At 46.6% G+C, this 17549-nt stretch carries 16 protein-coding genes; all 16 read right to left on the reverse strand.

Annotated elements, in window-relative coordinates:
* Positions 1-8: 8 nt before the first annotated feature.
* The 16 genes from OCV77_RS04785 to metF all read right to left on the reverse strand — a co-directional run bounded on the left by OCV77_RS04785 (position 9) and on the right by metF (position 17524).
* Positions 9-788, reverse strand: a complete 780-nt coding sequence (locus tag OCV77_RS04785; protein WP_317246616.1) for an amino acid ABC transporter ATP-binding protein — start codon at positions 786-788, stop codon at positions 9-11.
* Positions 789-800: 12 nt separating this feature from the next.
* Positions 801-1580 (reverse strand): amino acid ABC transporter permease, encoded by a 780-nt coding sequence (locus OCV77_RS04790; RefSeq protein ID WP_118797464.1) that lies wholly within the window; start codon positions 1578-1580, stop codon positions 801-803.
* 102 nt (positions 1581-1682) lie between these two features.
* Entirely contained in the window at positions 1683-2591 is a 909-nt protein-coding gene (locus OCV77_RS04795) for a transporter substrate-binding domain-containing protein (RefSeq protein ID WP_262573784.1), read from the reverse strand.
* A 237-nt stretch (positions 2592-2828) separates the two neighbouring features.
* Positions 2829-3872 carry an electron transfer flavoprotein subunit alpha/FixB family protein gene (locus OCV77_RS04800; protein ID WP_118797456.1) on the reverse strand — a complete coding sequence of 348 codons (1044 nt, stop codon included), beginning with the start codon at positions 3870-3872 and terminating at the stop codon, positions 2829-2831.
* Positions 3873-3898: 26 nt separating this feature from the next.
* Positions 3899-4681 (reverse strand): electron transfer flavoprotein subunit beta/FixA family protein, encoded by a 783-nt coding sequence (locus OCV77_RS04805; RefSeq protein ID WP_118797455.1) that lies wholly within the window; start codon positions 4679-4681, stop codon positions 3899-3901.
* 28 nt (positions 4682-4709) lie between these two features.
* Positions 4710-5864 carry an acyl-CoA dehydrogenase gene (locus OCV77_RS04810; protein ID WP_022352584.1) on the reverse strand — a complete coding sequence of 385 codons (1155 nt, stop codon included), beginning with the start codon at positions 5862-5864 and terminating at the stop codon, positions 4710-4712.
* Positions 5865-5917: 53 nt separating this feature from the next.
* Complete coding sequence (locus OCV77_RS04815; protein WP_118797454.1) at positions 5918-6790, reverse strand: 3-hydroxyacyl-CoA dehydrogenase family protein; 873 nt, start codon at positions 6788-6790, stop codon at positions 5918-5920.
* A 102-nt stretch (positions 6791-6892) separates the two neighbouring features.
* The gene (locus OCV77_RS04820) at positions 6893-7678 is read right to left on the reverse strand and encodes an enoyl-CoA hydratase-related protein (protein ID WP_262573788.1); all 786 of its coding nucleotides are present in this window, start codon (positions 7676-7678) and stop codon (positions 6893-6895) included.
* 84 nt (positions 7679-7762) lie between these two features.
* Positions 7763-8947 (reverse strand): acetyl-CoA C-acetyltransferase, encoded by a 1185-nt coding sequence (locus OCV77_RS04825; RefSeq protein ID WP_118797452.1) that lies wholly within the window; start codon positions 8945-8947, stop codon positions 7763-7765.
* 251 nt (positions 8948-9198) lie between these two features.
* Complete coding sequence (locus OCV77_RS04830; RefSeq protein WP_262573790.1) at positions 9199-10182, reverse strand: hypothetical protein; 984 nt, start codon at positions 10180-10182, stop codon at positions 9199-9201.
* A gap of 77 nt (positions 10183-10259) precedes the next feature.
* Complete coding sequence (locus OCV77_RS04835; protein ID WP_262573791.1) at positions 10260-12134, reverse strand: hypothetical protein; 1875 nt, start codon at positions 12132-12134, stop codon at positions 10260-10262.
* Positions 12135-12311: 177 nt separating this feature from the next.
* On the reverse strand, positions 12312-12839 hold the full coding sequence (hpf, locus tag OCV77_RS04840) for a ribosome hibernation-promoting factor, HPF/YfiA family (protein WP_262573794.1): 528 nt from the start codon (positions 12837-12839) through the stop codon (positions 12312-12314).
* A gap of 447 nt (positions 12840-13286) precedes the next feature.
* Entirely contained in the window at positions 13287-14618 is a 1332-nt protein-coding gene (locus OCV77_RS04845; RefSeq protein ID WP_262573796.1) for a C40 family peptidase, read from the reverse strand.
* A gap of 318 nt (positions 14619-14936) precedes the next feature.
* Positions 14937-15854, reverse strand: coding sequence for a thioredoxin-disulfide reductase (trxB, locus tag OCV77_RS04850; RefSeq protein WP_118797679.1), 918 nt, complete (start codon positions 15852-15854; stop codon positions 14937-14939).
* A gap of 73 nt (positions 15855-15927) precedes the next feature.
* Positions 15928-16674: an elongation factor P 5-aminopentanone reductase gene (gene ymfI / locus OCV77_RS04855; RefSeq protein ID WP_262573800.1), complete on the reverse strand. Its 747-nt coding sequence runs from the start codon at positions 16672-16674 to the stop codon at positions 15928-15930.
* Positions 16652-17524 carry a methylenetetrahydrofolate reductase [NAD(P)H] gene (gene metF, locus OCV77_RS04860; protein WP_262573802.1) on the reverse strand — a complete coding sequence of 291 codons (873 nt, stop codon included), beginning with the start codon at positions 17522-17524 and terminating at the stop codon, positions 16652-16654. The genes ymfI and metF overlap by 23 nt, the downstream gene beginning before the upstream one ends.
* Between the last annotated feature and the right edge of the window lie 25 nt (positions 17525-17549).

The raw sequence follows: 17549 nt of genomic DNA on the forward strand, positions 1-17549 counted from the left end.
CTTCCCTATTATAACATATTACGGAACCTTGCGAGGAATTCTTTTGTTGCTTCCTCCTTCGGCTGTCCAAAGATCTGCTTTGGTGTTCCCTCTTCACAGATCACACCGTCTGCCATAAACAGCACATGGCTGGAAATGTCTCTTGCAAATGCCATCTCATGGGTTACCACGATCATGGTAAGTCCCTCCCTTGCAAGTGCTGTCATAACCTCAAGCACCTCTCCGACCATCTGCGGATCCAGTGCTGACGTCGGCTCATCAAAAAGCAGGATCTCCGGTTCCATGGCAAGTGCCCTTGCGATTGCCACTCTCTGCTTCTGTCCACCGGAAAGCTGCCTCGGCTTTGCATTCACATAAGCACTCATGCCCACCTTATCAAGAAACTTTAAAGCCTTTTCCCTGGCCTCTTCCTTGCTTTTCTTTGCCACCTTGATCTGTCCCACCATACAGTTTTCCAGGACTGTCATGTTGCTGAACAGATTGAAGCTCTGGAATACCATTCCCACTCTGGCACGGTATGCCGGCACATTCATCTTCCTTGCAGTGATATCCTCTCCATGATAAAGAATGCTTCCTCCATCTGGTGTCTCAAGCAGATTGATACAGCGGAGCATGGTGGATTTTCCGGAGCCTGATGCACCGATAACCGAAACCACATCCCCGGGATGCACACTGAAGCTGATATCCTTTAATACAGAGTGGCTGCCAAAGGATTTCTCCAGATGGGATACCTCCAAAATACTGTTTTCCTGTGTTTTATTCTCTGAAACTGTCTGCTCCTGATTCATGTCATGCCCCTCCTATCTGCTTTCCTTCTTGCCAAGCTGTGATCCGATATCCATCACATCTACGAGTTCATAATTGTCGCCGCCGTCCATCTTCTTTTCCCAGAGTCTGAGCAGCCTTGATGTGATCAGGGTCATGGTCAGATAGATCGCCATAACGATCGTTGCAGACTCAAAATAGGTATACAGCGCTCCGGACACACTCTTGTGTACAAAGAAAAGATCTACTACACTGATCACAGAAAGAACGGAGGTATCCTTGATATTGATGATCAGGTTGTTGCCGATCTGGGGCAGGATATTCCGGAATGCCTGCGGCAGGATGACATTGATCATCGCCTGCACATGAGTCATGCCGATCGCCTTGGCTCCCTCCATCTGACCGGGATCTACCGAAATGATACCGCCTCTGACTGACTCTGCCATATAGGCTCCTGTGTTGATCGATACAACAAGGAATGCTGCCTGCCACATGCCAAGCTGCACATTGCATACCTGTGCCAGTCCGTAATAAATGAAAACAGCCTGTACGATCATGGGAGTTCCACGGAATACTTCTATATAAATTCGAAGAATCACATTTACGATCCCAAGCAGAACGCGCTTGACAAGCGGATCTCTCCTTTTGTCAACCGGGATCGTCTGGATAATACCGGACAAAAATCCGATGATACAGCCGATAAACGTGGATACCAGTGCGATCACCAGTGTCGTTCCCGCTCCCTTCAGATACGATGTCCCGTATTTCTGTAAAATGTAAAAAATTCTTTCAATAAAACTCATATTGGAAATCATTCCCTGTTCTCCTTTTCTGTCTGAAAAAGGCCGGACATACTCTTAAAAGTATCGTGTCCGGCCTCTATCATCTTCTTACTTCCCAGAATCTGTCAGTTTCATTTATTCTGCCAGCGGCTGTACACTGATCGCTTCCTGCATCAGACTGTTGAAGTCATCTACAGTCATCGTTTCCAGTACGCTGTTGATTCCGTCAATCAGCTCTGTGTTTCCCTTCTGTACAGAAATACCGATGTTTACTTCCTCATCAGATACGGAAAAATCATCATCTGTACCGGAAAAATCAAGCAGCTTCATATCAGGATAAGCTGCACATGCTGCCATGGCTGTCGGCATATCAGTAACAACCAGATCTGTTCTTCCGCTTTCCAGTGCTACCAACATAGCCGGTGCAGATTCCTGCGCGGGCTGGATGTTGGCATCCTCGATCTGGGAAAGGCAGTTGTCATACCAGATCGTACCAAGCTGTGATGTACAGGTGGCTCCCTTTAAATCTGCAAGTCCTGCTGCATTTGCATATGCACTGTCCTGTTTTACAAGGCCTACAACAGTAGCATAATAATAAGGCTTGGAAAAGTCAACCATTTCTAATCTTTCAGCTGTTGTTGACTGACCTGCGATAACACAGTCAACAGTGCCTGACTGTACCGCAGGGATCAGTGCATCCCAGTCAAGCTTCACGATCTGCAGTTCGTAGCCCAGTGTGTCTGCGATCTTCTTTGCGATCATAACATCATATCCATAAGCATAATCAGAGCTGTCGTTGATCGGAACGGCTCCGTTTGCATCATCAGGCTGCGTCCAGTTGTAAGGAGCATAGCCACATTCCATGGCTACCTTTAATACCTTGCTGCCCTCTGCTGCATCATCTTCTGCACCAGAAGCCTCTGTTGTCTCCTCTGCTGCACCTGCTGCTTCCTCTGTTTCTGCTGTCTCCGTGCCAGAACCGCAGCCTGCCAGTGTCAGTACCATAGCTGCACTTAACAATACACTTAAAAGTTTCTTTTTCATAATTATCTCCTTCCTGTCGGCGCTCTGGCAGAATCACTCTGTCATAAAAATAGAGAGAAAGACCCCATGAAGCCTTCCTCTCTGAATCGCCTGAGACTATATTATATGTGATTTCTCAAATTGTCAACAATTTTCAGCATTTACTCCTATAACCGTGGGCAAATATAAAATACACTTTATACCAGAATACCCCGGTGCATGGCACCAGGGCATTCTTTATCTCTGTTTCAGATATTCTTATTTATTAGCAAGCTCTGCTTTCAGCTTCTCTGTCAGGGCAGGAACGATCTTGTTCAGATCTCCTACGATACCATAATCAGCTACATCGAAGATAGGAGCTGACTCATCCTTGTTGATAGCGATGATGATATCAGACTCTTCCATACCAGCTACATGCTGGATCGCTCCGGAAATACCGATTGCGAAGTATACGTTAGGACGAACGGTCTTACCAGTCTGTCCAACCTGAAGATCCTTCGGCTTCCAGCCTGCATCTACAACTGCACGGGAGCAGCTTACGGTACCGCCAAGTACCTCTGCAAGATCATCAAGAAGCTTGAAGTTCTCTGCGCTTCCAACACCACGTCCACCAGATACAAGGATCTTGGCATCCATGATATCAGCTACGTCAGATACGGACTTAACGATCTTTAAGATCTCAACATACTTGTTATCAGGTGTGAATCCGGGATTGAATTCGATCACCTCAGCCTTTGCTCCGGGAACTCTCTCAGCCTTCTGCATAACACCAGGACGAACTGTTGCCATCTGAGGACGGAAGTTCGGGCATGCAATCGTAGCGATTGTGTTACCACCGAATGCAGGACGTGTCATTAACAGCTGGTTGTGAAGCTGCTCCTTGCCGGGGATCGGGTTGATCGGAAAATCTCCGATATCAAGCTGTGTACAGTCTGCTGTCAGACCTGTATGGATTCTTGCAGAAACTCTGGGGCCAAGGTCACGGCCGATTGCAGTAGCACCTACCAGGAAAATTTCAGGCTTGAATTCATTGATCACAGATGCCAGTGCATGAGCATAAGGCTCTGTTCTGTACTCTTTTAATTCAGGATCATCTACAACGATGACCTTATCAGCACCATACTCAGCAAGCTCGTCAGCAAGACCCTTGATTCCGCTGCCAACTAAAACTGCTGTTACTTCTGTGCCTAAATCCTTGGCAAGATCTTTTCCCTTACCAACTAATTCTAAAGCAATTCCGCTGAGTTCATTGTCTACCTGCTGTGCAAAGACAAAAACTCCCTTATATTCTTGAATATTCATTTTGGAACCTCCATTATCATCCTTAATTAGATCACGTGCTTAACTTTTAACTTGTCAATAATATAATCAACTGAAGCTGCTGCATCAAGGTTAACCTTCTCGCCTGCTCCCTTTCTTACCTTATCGGAAGCCTTAGCGATCTGGGTAGGTGAACCCTTCAGACCTAAATTGGAATCATCTACATCCTTCAGATCTGCTCTTCCCCATACGGTGATGTCAGCCTTGTAAGCATCAAAGATTCCGCCGGGAGTCATATAACGGGGCTCGTTTAATTCAGCAAGTGCTGTAATTAAGCAGGGCATTTTTGCCTTTAATACGTGATATCTGTCATCGAACTGACGCTCAACGATCACGCTGTCGCCTTCTACTTCGATCTTCTGTGCATAGGAGATTACCGGAATTCCAAGATGCTCGGAAATCTGAGGTCCAACCTGTGCGGTATCACCATCGATAGCCTGACGGCCTGTGATGATCAGGTCATACTCAAGGTTACGCAGTGCGCCTGCCAGTGTCTGGGAGGTAGCCCAGGTATCAGCACCACCAAGAACACGGTCTGTTACAAGGATACCCTTGTCAGCGCCCATTGCAATTGCCTCACGAAGAACTTCTTCTGCCTTGGGAAGACCCATTGTCAGAACAGTTACTTCTGCGCCATACTGGTCTTTTAATCTAAGTGCTGCTTCCAGACCTGCCTTGTCGTCAGGATTCATGATAGTAAGCATCGCACCTCTGTCAAGTGTACCGTCGGGATTGAACTTAACGCCGCCCTTTGTATCAGGTACCTGTTTAACACAAACAACGATTTTCATTGTATTATCTCTCCTTATTCTTTCATTCTTATTTCAGCAGGGAACCGGAAATAACCATTCTCTGTACTTCAGATGTACCTTCATAGATCTCTGTGATCTTGGCATCTCTCATCATACGCTCAACGTCGTACTCTCTGATATAACCATATCCACCATGGAGCTGAACAGCCTTGGTTGTTACTTCCATAGCAACCTCTGCAGCATACAGCTTAGCCATAGCAGCTTCTACTGTGTAGCTCTTCTGGGTAGCCTTAGCCATAGCTGCTCTGTATACCATGTACTGTGCAGCCTGAACCTTGGTAGCCATATCAGCTAACTGGAACTGTGTATTCTGGAAAGCACCGATTGCTCTGCCGAACTGCTTTCTTTCCTTTACATAAGCGATGGTTCTGTCAAGAGCACCCTCTGCAAGACCAAGAGCCTGTGCAGCGATACCGATACGTCCGCCATCCAGAGTATGCATAGCGATACCAAAGCCCTTGCCTTCCTGACCAAGCAGGTTTTCCTTGGGGATACGGCAGTCTGTGAAGATCAGTTCGTATGTGGATGAACCACGGATACCCATCTTATTTTCCTTGGTACCGAAGGTAAATCCGGGAGTTCCTTTTTCTACGATGAAAGCAGAGATCATCTTCTTGCTTCTGCCCTTAGCATCGGTTACAACGCTTGTTACAGCGAAAATTACATAAACATCAGCTTCCTTACCATTGGTAATGAAGATCTTGGATCCGTTCAGAACCCACTCGTCACCATCAAGAACAGCCTTTGTCTGCTGACCCTGTGCATCAGTACCAGCTCCGGGCTCTGTCAGACCGAAAGCACCAAGCTTCTCACCCTTTGCAAGGGGAACCAGATATTTCTGCTTCTGCTCTTCTGTACCATAGGTCTGGATAGGATCACAGCAAAGAGAGGTGTGTGCAGAAACGATAACGCCTGTAGTACCACAAACCTTGGACAGCTCCTCAACGCACATAGCGTAGGTTAAAGGATCGCATCCCTGTCCGCCGTATTCCTTCGGAACCGGAATTCCAAGGAAGCCAGCCTTAGCCATCTTCTCAACTGTTCCTCTGGGGAACACTTCTGTCTCATCTACTTCCTGAGCCAGAGGCTTAACTTCTTTTTCTGCAAACTCTTTGAAAAGAGTTCTCGCCATTTCATGTTGTTTGCTTAACGTAAAATCCATGATTTTTATATCCTCCATTAAATATATGTTATTGAGGGAATCCTCAATTAAAATTACTGTGCATCAACAGGGGTCTTTGTTCTGTCTGCATTGTAAATATAGAAGCCCTTGCCGCTCTTAACACCAAGATTACCGCCACGGACCATCTTACGGAGAAGAGGACATGCACGATATTTGCTGTCACCTGTTTCATTGTAAAGAACATCCATGATAGCAAGGCAGATATCAAGACCAATGAAATCACCAAGCTCAAGGGGTCCCATAGGATGGTTTGCACCAAGCTTCATAGCCGCATCGATACCGGCTACATCTGAAACACCTTCCATCTTGATGAAGGCTGCTTCGTTGATCATGGGAACAAGGATACGGTTTACTACGAAACCAGCTGCCTCGTTAACCTGTACAGGGGTCTTTCCGATCTCTTCAGAAATCTTCTTGATGGTATCAACTGTCTCTGCAGGAGTATTTACACCGGCAATAACCTCAACTAACTTCATACGGTCAGCAGGGTTAAAGAAGTGCATACCGATCATAGGACGGTTCAGTCCGTTTCCGATCTCTGTGATGGAAAGGCTGGATGTGTTGGAAGCGAATACACACTCAGGCTTAGCGATCTTGTCAAGCTCTGCAAAGGTTGTCTTCTTTACTTCCATGTTCTCAAATGCTGCTTCAACGATCAGATCACAGTCTTTGCAGAGGTCTTCCTTCAGACCGGGAGTGATCTTTGCAAGGATAGCATCTACTGCTTCCTGTGTTAATTTTCCTTTTTCAACTAATTTAGCATAGCCTTTGGCGATCTTTGCTTTTCCACCGTCAGCCCACTCCTGCTTGATATCGCAGAGCGCTACTTCATATCCGTCAACCTGGGCAAATGCCTTTGCAATACCCTGTCCCATAGTACCGGCACCGATAATACCTACTTTCATTTCTTTTCCTCCTGAAATTTTCATTATCTTTTATTCTTAACAGCTGGTTTCCTGCCGCAGGCACTACGCCGGCTGTCATTTACAGATCTGTGCTTTCAGAAATCAGCAGTTCTTGAAGGGCTCTTTTACCTTTTCCTTGTTCTTGTCAAGGAAGAATGCCATTCCATACTTCTGGTCTTCTGTCTCAAAGCAGTCACCAAAAAGCTTCTCTTCGATCACGATTGCCTGATCCATGTCTGCATCAAGACCTTCGTTGATCGCTTTCTTGCAGTTGCGGACAGCGATCGGTGCATTCTTTGCAATGCCTGCTGCCATCTTCTCTGCTGCAGGAAGTAACTCCTCCTGTGTATAAACAGCGTTTACAAGACCGATTCTGTAAGCCTCGTCAGCCTTGATGTTTCTTGCTGTGTAGATCATCTGCTTAGCCATGCCAGCGCCTACAAGACGGGCAAGTCTCTGTGTACCACCAAATCCGGGTGTGATGCCAAGACCAACCTCAGGCTGTCCAAATACGGCATTATCAGAACAGATTCTGATATCACAGCTCATGGAGATCTCGCATCCGCCGCCAAGTGCGAATCCGTTTACTGCAGCGATCACAGGGATCGGGAAGGTTTCGATCTTGCGGAATACATCATTTCCCTTCTTACCGAAGGCTTCGCCCTCTGCCTTGGTCAGTGTGCTCATCTCAGCGATATCTGCACCTGCAACGAAGGACTTCTGTCCTGCACCTGTCAGGATCAGTGCTCTTACTTCATCAAGGTTTACAGCATCCAGAACAGCGTTCAGTTCGTCCAGTACTGTAGAATTCAGTGCGTTCAGTGCCTTCTCACGGCTGATGGTGATAATGGCATAAGCACCCTTCTGCTCATATGTTACAAATTCCATGGTATTAACTCCTTTTTATTTTGTTCACAGAAGTAAGCAGACCTAAGAAGTTAAGCCTGCTTACTTATTTTCCTTAAAATATGCTTAGTCTTCAATCTTAACGACTGTAGAGCATCCCATACCACCGCCGATGCAAAGAGTTGCAAGACCGGTCTTGGCTCCTCTTGCCTGCATCTCATGAAGCAGTGTAACAAGGATACGGCATCCGGAAGCTCCAACAGGATGTCCAAGAGCGATCGCACCACCATTGGGGTTGAGCTGCTTGTCAACATCGATTCCCAGATCCTTACCTACTGCAACAGACTGTGCTGCGAATGCTTCGTTTGCCTCGATGATATCGAAGTCCTCGATCTTCATGCCTGTCTTAGCCATAACCTTCCTGGTAGCAGCAACAGGTCCGATACCCATAACCTCAGGTCTTACACCTGCAAGTGCACCAGCTACGAAAGTAGCCATGGGCTTAACGCCAAGCTCCTTAGCCTTCTCTTCGCTCATAACAACGACTGCTGCTGCACCATCATTGATACCGGATGCATTACCAGCGGTAACAAATCCGTCAGGATTGATGGTACGGAGCTTTGCAAGTCCTTCGATGGTAGAACCATGGCGGGGTCCTTCATCTACCTTGAACTCGATCATTTCTTTTTTCTTCTTAACCATTACAGGTACGATTTCGTTCTCGAAAGCACCGTTCTTCTGTGCTTCTTCAGCCTTTAACTGGCTCTTTAATGCGAACTCATCCAGCTCTTCCCTGGTCAGTCCCCACTCTCTGCAGATATTGTCTGCAGTTGTGATCATATGATAATCATTAAATGCATCCCACAGGGCATCCTTGATCATGCAGTCAACTAAAGTACCATTGTTCATTCTATATCCGAAACGTGCCTGAGGAACAGCATAGGGTGCCAGAGACATGTTCTCCATACCGCCTGCTACAACGATGTCAGCATCTCCTGCCATGATCATCTGTGCTGCCTGGTTTACACAGTTCAGACCAGAACCACAGACAACGTTCATGGTAACAGCGGGAACCTCGATCGGAAGTCCTGCCTTGATAGATGCCTGACGGGCTACGTTCTGTCCAAGGCCAGCCTGGATAACACATCCCATGTATACCTGATCTACTGCTTCCGGAGCAACTCCAGCCCTCTGAAGTGCCTCCTTGATTACGATTGCGCCAAGCTCAGCAGCAGGGGTTGTGCTTAAAGAGCCACCCATGGTACCGATCGCTGTACGGCATGCACCGGCTAAAACAACTTTCTTTGCCATTATTTCTTTCCTCCGTTTGAATCATTTTGTATAAAATTTCAGCCTTACCGGCTGTCTGCAACGATTGTTAATTTTTTGTCATTGCTACAGAAATCATTATAACATAGGGCTTTTACTTTTGCAATCACAATTCACAGAAAAGACATTTGTTAAAAGGGCATTCGTCCACTGGACGCGAAGCTGAAAAAGACGCTTCGTTCTGATGAAGAGCGAAACGTCTTTGGATATTTCAGATGTGTTGTAAAAATTTTCTATGGGTCAAGTGTATCTGGTGCCTTAGTTGGTTCCACTGTCGCAGGATCTTTCGTTGCCGTCGGCTGCGCCGTTCCTGACGGTGCCACTGCTGGCGGTACAGGCGTTGTGGCTGACGCTTCTCCTTTCTTTTCCTGGCTTCTCAGGCTTTCCAGATAGGCCTGCCACTCATCTTCCTTACGGATCTCTTCGACCTTGTCAAAAAAGGCGCTCCAGGAATACAGTGTCTCATCACTGACATTCACAAGGCTCACAGGACTTGCCGCTGACAGAAGTACCATGCCTGCCGGAAGCATTTCTCCCTCGGGAACCACGGAGCCGTCCGCTGAAACAGCGATCTTTTCATCTGCCAGCTTCTGCAGGAAGCCTGCCAGCTCTTCATAGCCATTTTCGATGAGATTCCTGATCTCTCCCTGCAAAAGTGCGGTTCCCTTCATCCTTGTCACATAAGCTGCGTTCACGATGGGAGTGCCTTCTTCCGAAACCGTCACTGCCTGATCCGGCATCCTTTGCATTTTTGCATAGGAAAAGGAAAGGATCTGTTCCCTGCCCTCTGCATCCTTCATCAGGAAACGATAATCATAATCCGGTGTCGATACGACCTGGATCTTATCTGTCAGGATAACCGGCTGCCTGCAGTCCTTCCAGACCAGCTCATTCTTTTCATTCAGGATGATCTCTTCCTGCCCGGTAAAGAAAACGGATGGTCTGCCGGTATCCTGATTGTACCCGATCACCAGATTGCCGGAGGCATTTTCATGGGCTTTATCTTCACTGTCCTTACTTTCTCCGCTTTCCTGTGATGCCTGCTGGAAGCAGATCATGCTGCTATCTGCCGCATTTTCCGGAAGCGTGATTTCCAGTGTATACGGTATCGTCTTCCCCTTTGCTCCTTCCCTGCCATCTACTGTCATATTGGAAGCGAGTACCAATACACCAAGTGACAGGAAGCCCGCCGTCAGTACTGCTGTCTTTTTCTTCATTCTTTTCCCCTTTCGCTTACATAAAATTTCCTTTTACATTACTTTTACACATTTATTATAGCAAATGAAAGGACGTTTCATGCTATCGGTATTAGCAATATCCTTCCATCGTTTCCTGTGATCCGATAAAGCGTGTCATAGGAAAACTCCGTTCCGTCCATAAAGGGTGCAAACAGCTCCTGATTTTCTTCATCAAGAGGCTCTACATACAGATAGCCTGCATGGGACTCTTCGATCGTCTTTAAAAGTGCTGCGCTGTCCGTCGTCTCTCCGCTGATATTTCCGTACATCACAGATACCGGTGCTGCTTCAAAGCTGACATAGGCATTCCTTACCCAGCTGATATCCGACAGATCCCGGAGATAAAGCACACGGCCGATGCTTTTCCTCGTCCCTGCACCGATCTTCGCCAGAAAGGCCTCTGCCTTCTCATCTACGATATCCTCTCTCTCCTGCCGGATCTCTTCTATCGTATTCCTGTAGCCGATCAGTGCCCGGTAAGATCCCTGATAATCTGCCGTCAGAAGAACCGGTATAGCACAGAGCAGCAGCCCCCGAACAGCATTTTCTGACTTCAGTACAAGATATGCGATCAGATACAGGCTTCCTATCGTAAAAGGTGCTCCATACCGTTCAATCGAGGACACCATGCCAAAGGGCTCCAGATATTGTGTTTCCACTGCAAAGATCGTCAGGTGGCTGATCAGGTTCAGGCTGTAAAAGCTTGCTGCGCTCAGCAGGGCAAACAAAAGCAGGAATCTGCTGTCCTTGCCGGTTATCTTTTTCCGGATCCCAAGCAGGGCATAAATAACCAGCACCAGGATCACCAGCATCAGCGGACTTAAATTCAGTATGGCCGTGGAATACCGGTGCAGCGGCCATTTCAGGAAGGCAGTCAGAAAGGCATCTATCATCTGTCCCTGTACATCCGGGATGTTCATGCTTCCTGTTGCCATATGAACTGCAACGCCTGTCAGCTTGGCAACCCTTCTGTTCATCAGGCAGAAGAAAAGCCAGCTTCCTTCTGTCAGCGCAGGCAGGCATACCACAGCTATAAGTCCTCTTTTCACTGTCTTTCGGTCCTGTGCAAATATTTCATCCCTTCTGTGCAGGAAATGATATAGCAGCGTAAATAAAAGTCCAAAGAACAGCCAGATCACCCCTGTATTCTTGCAGAGCACCAGTACCATCAGATAACAGGCCTGTCTTCCGTAATAAAACAGGGAAGAATGCCCCTCTCTGTCCAGAACCGCTGTCAGGAATGCCCCATAGATCACAGCCATGGTAAAATCTGCGCAGCATCCGTCCATCCAGAAGGCCTCCACCATGGAAGGGAACAGCCACAGCAGTACAGCGCCGATCGTCATGGTGATTACGTTCTTCTTTCTGATCTGCTCCAGCAGGGGAACAAGGAATGCCAGATTGCAGACATAATATCCTGCAAACATCAGCCCTTCTCTGAACTCTGAGGGTGAAAGGTGAAGGAACCACCATTTCAGCATCTGGGTTCCCGGCGGATAATCCCCAAATTCTGCCGCCACGTTTTCATACCTGTCTGCAAAGCCGTCCAGGTAAAAAATGGACTTCACATCTGTGGCCCAGAAATTATAGTCATCCCACCAGCTTGTCAGCTTACCGGATACACACACTGTCACAACCATAAACAGCAGCAGGGCTGTCAGAAAAGCGGGTGCCCTCAGCTCCCTCCCGGCAAAGGAGACAAGCTCCTTTCTCTTTTTTCTGTCCATTTTAAAGACAAGGATTCCACTTCCCAGCAGAAATAAGGGTGCCAGGATATCCGTCAGCCAGAGGAGGTTTCCAAAGCTGAGCCCATACAGGAAAAGAATCAGAAGGCTCACTGCTGCAGGAATACAGTCTGTCAGCTTCTCTTTCAGGTAAAATCCAAGGATCAATATAAAAATTAAAAGCGATAAAATATGAATGATAAACATAGTAAAAGTATACCTCAAAAAGCATGCGTCGTGGAAGCTTTTTAAATAAAAATGCCGGCTGCCCCCAGAAATTCAAAAAGATGTGGAGCACCTGCCCCACATCTTTTTGAATTTAGCCTCCCACTCAGGGAGCCCATCACGCCTGTCCTTCCATCGCTCCGGACCGGCCGCTTTATTTTATACCTCAGGCTCGATCAGACCGTAAGTATTTCCTTTTCTCTTATAAACAACATTCACCTGATCTGTCTCTGCATTACAGAATACAAAGAAGTTATGTCCAAGAAGCTCCATCTGAACACAGGCATCTTCCGGATACATAGGCTTGATATCGAACTTCTTGGTACGGATGATCTGTACCTCCTCATCATCCAGATAATCCTTCTCTATGAAATCCTGCTTGAAGAATCCTCTCGACTGCTCCTTGGCGATCAGCTTGGTCTTATACTTCTTCAGCTGCCTCTCGATGATCTCTTCTACAAGATCAATCGATACATACATATCATTACTTACCTGTTCAGAACGGATGATACTGCCCTTAACCGGGATCGTAACTTCGATCTTCTGTCTGTCTTTCTCGACACTGAGTGTAACATGTACCTCTGTTTCCGGTGTAAAGTACTTCTCAAGCTTACCGATCTTATCCTCCACTGCTGCACGAAGTCCAGGAGTCACTTCAATATTCTTGCCAACAATAATAAACTTCATATACATCATCCTTTCCGTGGATTATTTCTTTCAATCATTATAGCACATGTCCCCTTAGTTTTGCAATAATTTCAATGATTTGTTTAAAAACGATACCAGTTTTCTAACAATTTTAGTCATCTTCGGGAAGTGACCTTTTTCGACTATCCTGTTCTCTTTATCATAAACACACAAAACGTCCGTTCCTCATTTTTCCTGTGGATAGTGTGGATAACTCCGTGTATAAATCAAAAGCGCCTGTTTTATGGTATTTATGTATGTGGATAACTCTTTAGTCATTTTCTTCCTGTCGTCCATATATATCAGTTCTCTCTTTTTCTGCTTTGTATAACTTGCACACGCCATCGTTTGTCAACCCGTTTTGGTACAAAAAAAGAAGTCTGACTCTTTATGAATCAGACCTCTGTAATTTCATTTTTCTGTTTTCCTGAGAGAACCGGACTCCTTTTAGAAGATTCTCCTGATAGAAAGGATAGAACGGTAATTTGCGTTGGAAGTAATAATTCCTGTCTTTGCTGTTGATGCATGCACGATCTGTCCGCCGCCAATATAGATTGCAACATGACCGGAATAGCAGATGATATCACCCGGCTGTGCACTGTCAAGGCTGCCAACAGCAGCACCTACGCTTCTGTCTGCTGAAGATGAATGAGGCAGGCTGACACCATAATTGGCATATACACTCATAACAAATCCGGAGCAGTCCGCACCATTTGTCAGGGAAGTTCCACCCCAGACGTAAGGGTTGCCAACAAACTGGCAGGCAAAGTTTGCGAGCTCTTTGCCAAGCTCACTGCCGCTTCCTGAAATAACCGGCGCCGCATAACTCTGATTGCTGCTCTGGCTGTTCTTCTTATTTGCTTTCGCTGCCTTGGCTGCTGCTTCCTGTGCTGCCTTTCTCTCTGCTTCTTCCTTGGCAAGTCTTGCTTCCTCTTCTGCCTTGGACTCTGCCTTTACGAATTCTGTAGAAAGGGTGACATAATCTAAGGATACATAGCCATCACCTTCCTCGATATTTACCTTAACCCAGCCGTCCAGCTCTTCGGTAACCAGCAGTTCGTCTTCAATAGGAACCATACCGATCACTGCGGAATCAGTAGAGGGCTCTTCTCTTACATAGAGAGTAGTAGTATTAACGGTGGCGATTCTTGTACCCACCTCTTTGGCAAGCTCTACTGCATCCTCACCTGTGACACAATACTCTGCCTTCACATAACCGGTCACACTGCCGGATGTGATCTCGTACCAGCCGTTGTCCTCTGAAATAAATTCACCAACAGACTTGTCATAAAGCTTACCAAGGATCTCACCATCCTCACTGGGAATGCTTCTGACATTTACATAATCATTTACCTTGGCGATAACCAGGGATTTAAAGCCTTCTTCTTCCTTCCTGGCTGCGATTTCTCTTTCCTTCTGGGGAATGGTCTTGGTGGTGGAAGCCGTTACGGTTTCTTCAATGACTTTCTCTTTCTGGATTGGCTGTACATCAAGCTTGGGGCTTGCTGTTGCCAGTGGAGATGCACTGAGCGACGGAGATGCCGCTGATGAATCTTCTGTAGCTGCTGTTCCTGTACTGCTTTCTTTCTGCTCTGCCTTTTTGGCATCTGTCTCATCCTTGATGTTCTTGACACTGGTACCATTGGAAGCAAGGAAGAAATCAATGCCTGCGGAAGGAAGATCTGTCTTCTCCTTCGCAAAGCTGTTCATATTCATACCGGAAAATAAGAGCGCTGCCGAAAGAACGCCTGCTGCTATTTTCACGTAAGATTTCTGCATAACAAAACTCCTTCAAATCTTTCACTGCTTAATTGTTACAAAAATGTTAAAAACACTATAACACTTTCGTCAAGCACTGTCAACCTCTGCGATTTTTTGCATCAGCCTTGAAAGCCCTGTAAATCCGGCACTTTTTCATATCCAAATTTTCAAAGGCAAATTTTTCCATCTACAAGATCTTGTATTTTCTGACAGAAAAAAGGAGACTGTCGAAAGGCTTTCTCCACTTCCACAGTCTCTTTTCTTAAAAATTTTGTAAAAATTCACAACAGTTTTTTCATGGGTCAGAGCTGCTATGTCTTCATTTCCCATATCACTCTAAGCCTTCAGCGTCCGTAAATATTCCTCCACAGAATTTACAGCATTGGCACCATCTGCAGCAGCTGTGATGATCTGGCGCATTTTCTTCTTTCTGATATCTCCTGCCACGAAGATTCCAGGTCTGCTCGTTCTGCCATCTTCCCCGGCAATCACATAGCCCTGTTCATCTCTCTCAGCCAGCTCCTGCAAAAGCTCGCTGTCCGGGTGGATCCCCACTGCAGCGAACACACCGTTTACCGGCAGATGCTTTTCCTCCCCGGTCTTTACATTCTTAATAAGAAGAGACTCGGTCACCATATTTCCTTCCACAGCCTCTACCACAGTGTCCCAGAGGATTTCCACGTTCGGAAGCTCCTTTACCTCCTGCTGCAGCGTCTGGGCTGCCCGCAGCTCATTTCTTCTGTGGATCAGATAAACCTTTTCACAGCCTCTTGCCAGAAATGCGGCATCCTCTGCAGCCACATTGCCGCCGCCTACGACAGCCGTCACCTTTCCTCTGAAGAAGGCGCCGTCACAGGTCGCACAGTAGGATACTCCCTTGCCGGCAAATTTCTCTTCTCCCGGTACATTCAGCTTTGCATGATAGGCTCCTGTTGCCACGATGACCGTTCTGGCCTGCAGCTTTTCTTTTTCCGTCTGAATCAAAAAATGGCCGTCTTCTTCCTGAATGGAAAGAACCTCAGCCACTTTAAATTCACAGGAAAGCTTATCCGCATGCTCCCGGAACTTCATTCCAAGCTCAAATCCGTTGATTCCGGGAAGTCCCGGATAATTATCCACTTCATAGGTATTCAGTACCTGTCCGCCGCTCATGGCGCTTTTCTCTATGGTCACTGCCTTAAGCCCGGCTCTGTTTGCATAAATGGATGCACTTAAGCCTGCTGGACCTGAACCAATAATAACTACATCATACATATTGTCTCTCCTTCCTGTTACACAAAACACTTCTGCTTCTTTATTTTGTTTTCCCATCTGCATCCAGTTCCAGTCAGATCCATCCGCCATCCATGGTAATGACCTGTCCGGTCAAGTAGTCGGGACTATCCAGGAGCTTTACCACAAGCTCTCCGGCTTCCTGTGCTGTTCCCATTCTGTCTGCCGGGATTTCTTCCACCAGTGCCTGTTTTTCCTCTTCGGTAAAGCAGGCATTCATTTCGGTATCGATCACACCAAAGGCAATGGCATTTACCTGGATATGACTGGGCGCCACCTCCTTGGCAAGGGCCCTGGTAAAAGCATTCACGCCGCCCTTGGCTGCGCTGTAGGCCACCTCCATGGAAGCTCCCACTGCTCCCCACACAGAAGATACATTAATAATCTTACCGGATTTCCTGTGGATCATACCGGGAAGCACCTGGCGGCTGGTATAAAACAGCGCGTTCAGATCCGTGTTTATTACCTGCTGCCATTCCAGAACTGACATATCTGTCAGTAACCCTACATAAGAGATTGCCGCATTATTGATCAGCACATCTACTTCTTTGCAGATAGAAAACAGCTTCTCTACTTCCTCCGGATCTGACACATCACACTGATATGCCTCACATCTGACTCCATAAGTCAATTCTATTTCCTTCTGTAGAACGTTCAGTCTTTCCATTGATTTTCTGCATACCAGAATAAGATCATAGCCCTCTTTGGCAAGGGCTATGGCAATTCCTGCACCGATCCCCCGGGATGCCCCGGTGATCAGTGCCTGCTTTCTTTTTTCGTTATACAAGGTTTCTGATTCCATCACAGATCCTCTTTGCAACTGCCGGATTATTCATGGTGTAAATATGTACCCCGTCTACATCACTGGCGATCAGATCAACGATCTGATTGATCGTATAGGCAAGACCGGCATCCAGCAGCGCCTCTTTGTTATTTTCATATTTATGCAGTACCTTCTGGAATTTCACCGGAAGAGTTGCCCCGCACATAGTCACCATACGCTCGATCTGTGCCCTGTTGGTCACCGGCATCACACCCGCATCGATCGGAACATCAATGCCGGCAATTCTTGTTTTTTCATAAAAATCATAAAAAACTTCATTATCAAAGAAAAGCTGCGATACCAGATGATCCACACCGGCATCTACCTTTCTCTTCAGATTACGGATGTCAGTAATGGCATCCGGTGCTTCCAGATGCTTCTCCGGATAACAGCCACCGCTGATACTGAAATCTCCCTGCGTTTTGATATACTCTACCAGCTCATTGGCATAATGGAAATCATGCTTTACCGGGATATTGGGATTCATATCTCCCCGGAGTGCCAGTACATTTTCAATGCCTGCTTCCTTTAACTGATCCAGAATGCTACGGATCTCATCCTTATTATAGTGGAGACAGGTCAGATGCACGATCGGCTCAATTCCATATTCATTTTTGATCTTTCTGGCAATTTCTACTGTCTTGTTATTTGCCGTACTGCCGCCTGCGCCAAAGGTTACACTGATAAAGTCAGGATGCAGGTCACACAGAAGAGAAAGTGTCTCATCTATATTCTGCAGGGCAGCTTCTTTCTTCGGGGGAAATATTTCAAAGGAAAGAACCGGCTTTCCTTCTTTCTTCTTGGCTTCAAATATCTGTGGTATCTTCATGATTGTTCCTCCTGATGTTTTCTTT

Origin of the sequence: Suilimivivens aceti (assembly GCF_025567405.1) — a bacterium.
GTDB classification, from domain to species: Bacteria; Bacillota; Clostridia; order Lachnospirales; family Lachnospiraceae; genus Suilimivivens; species Suilimivivens aceti.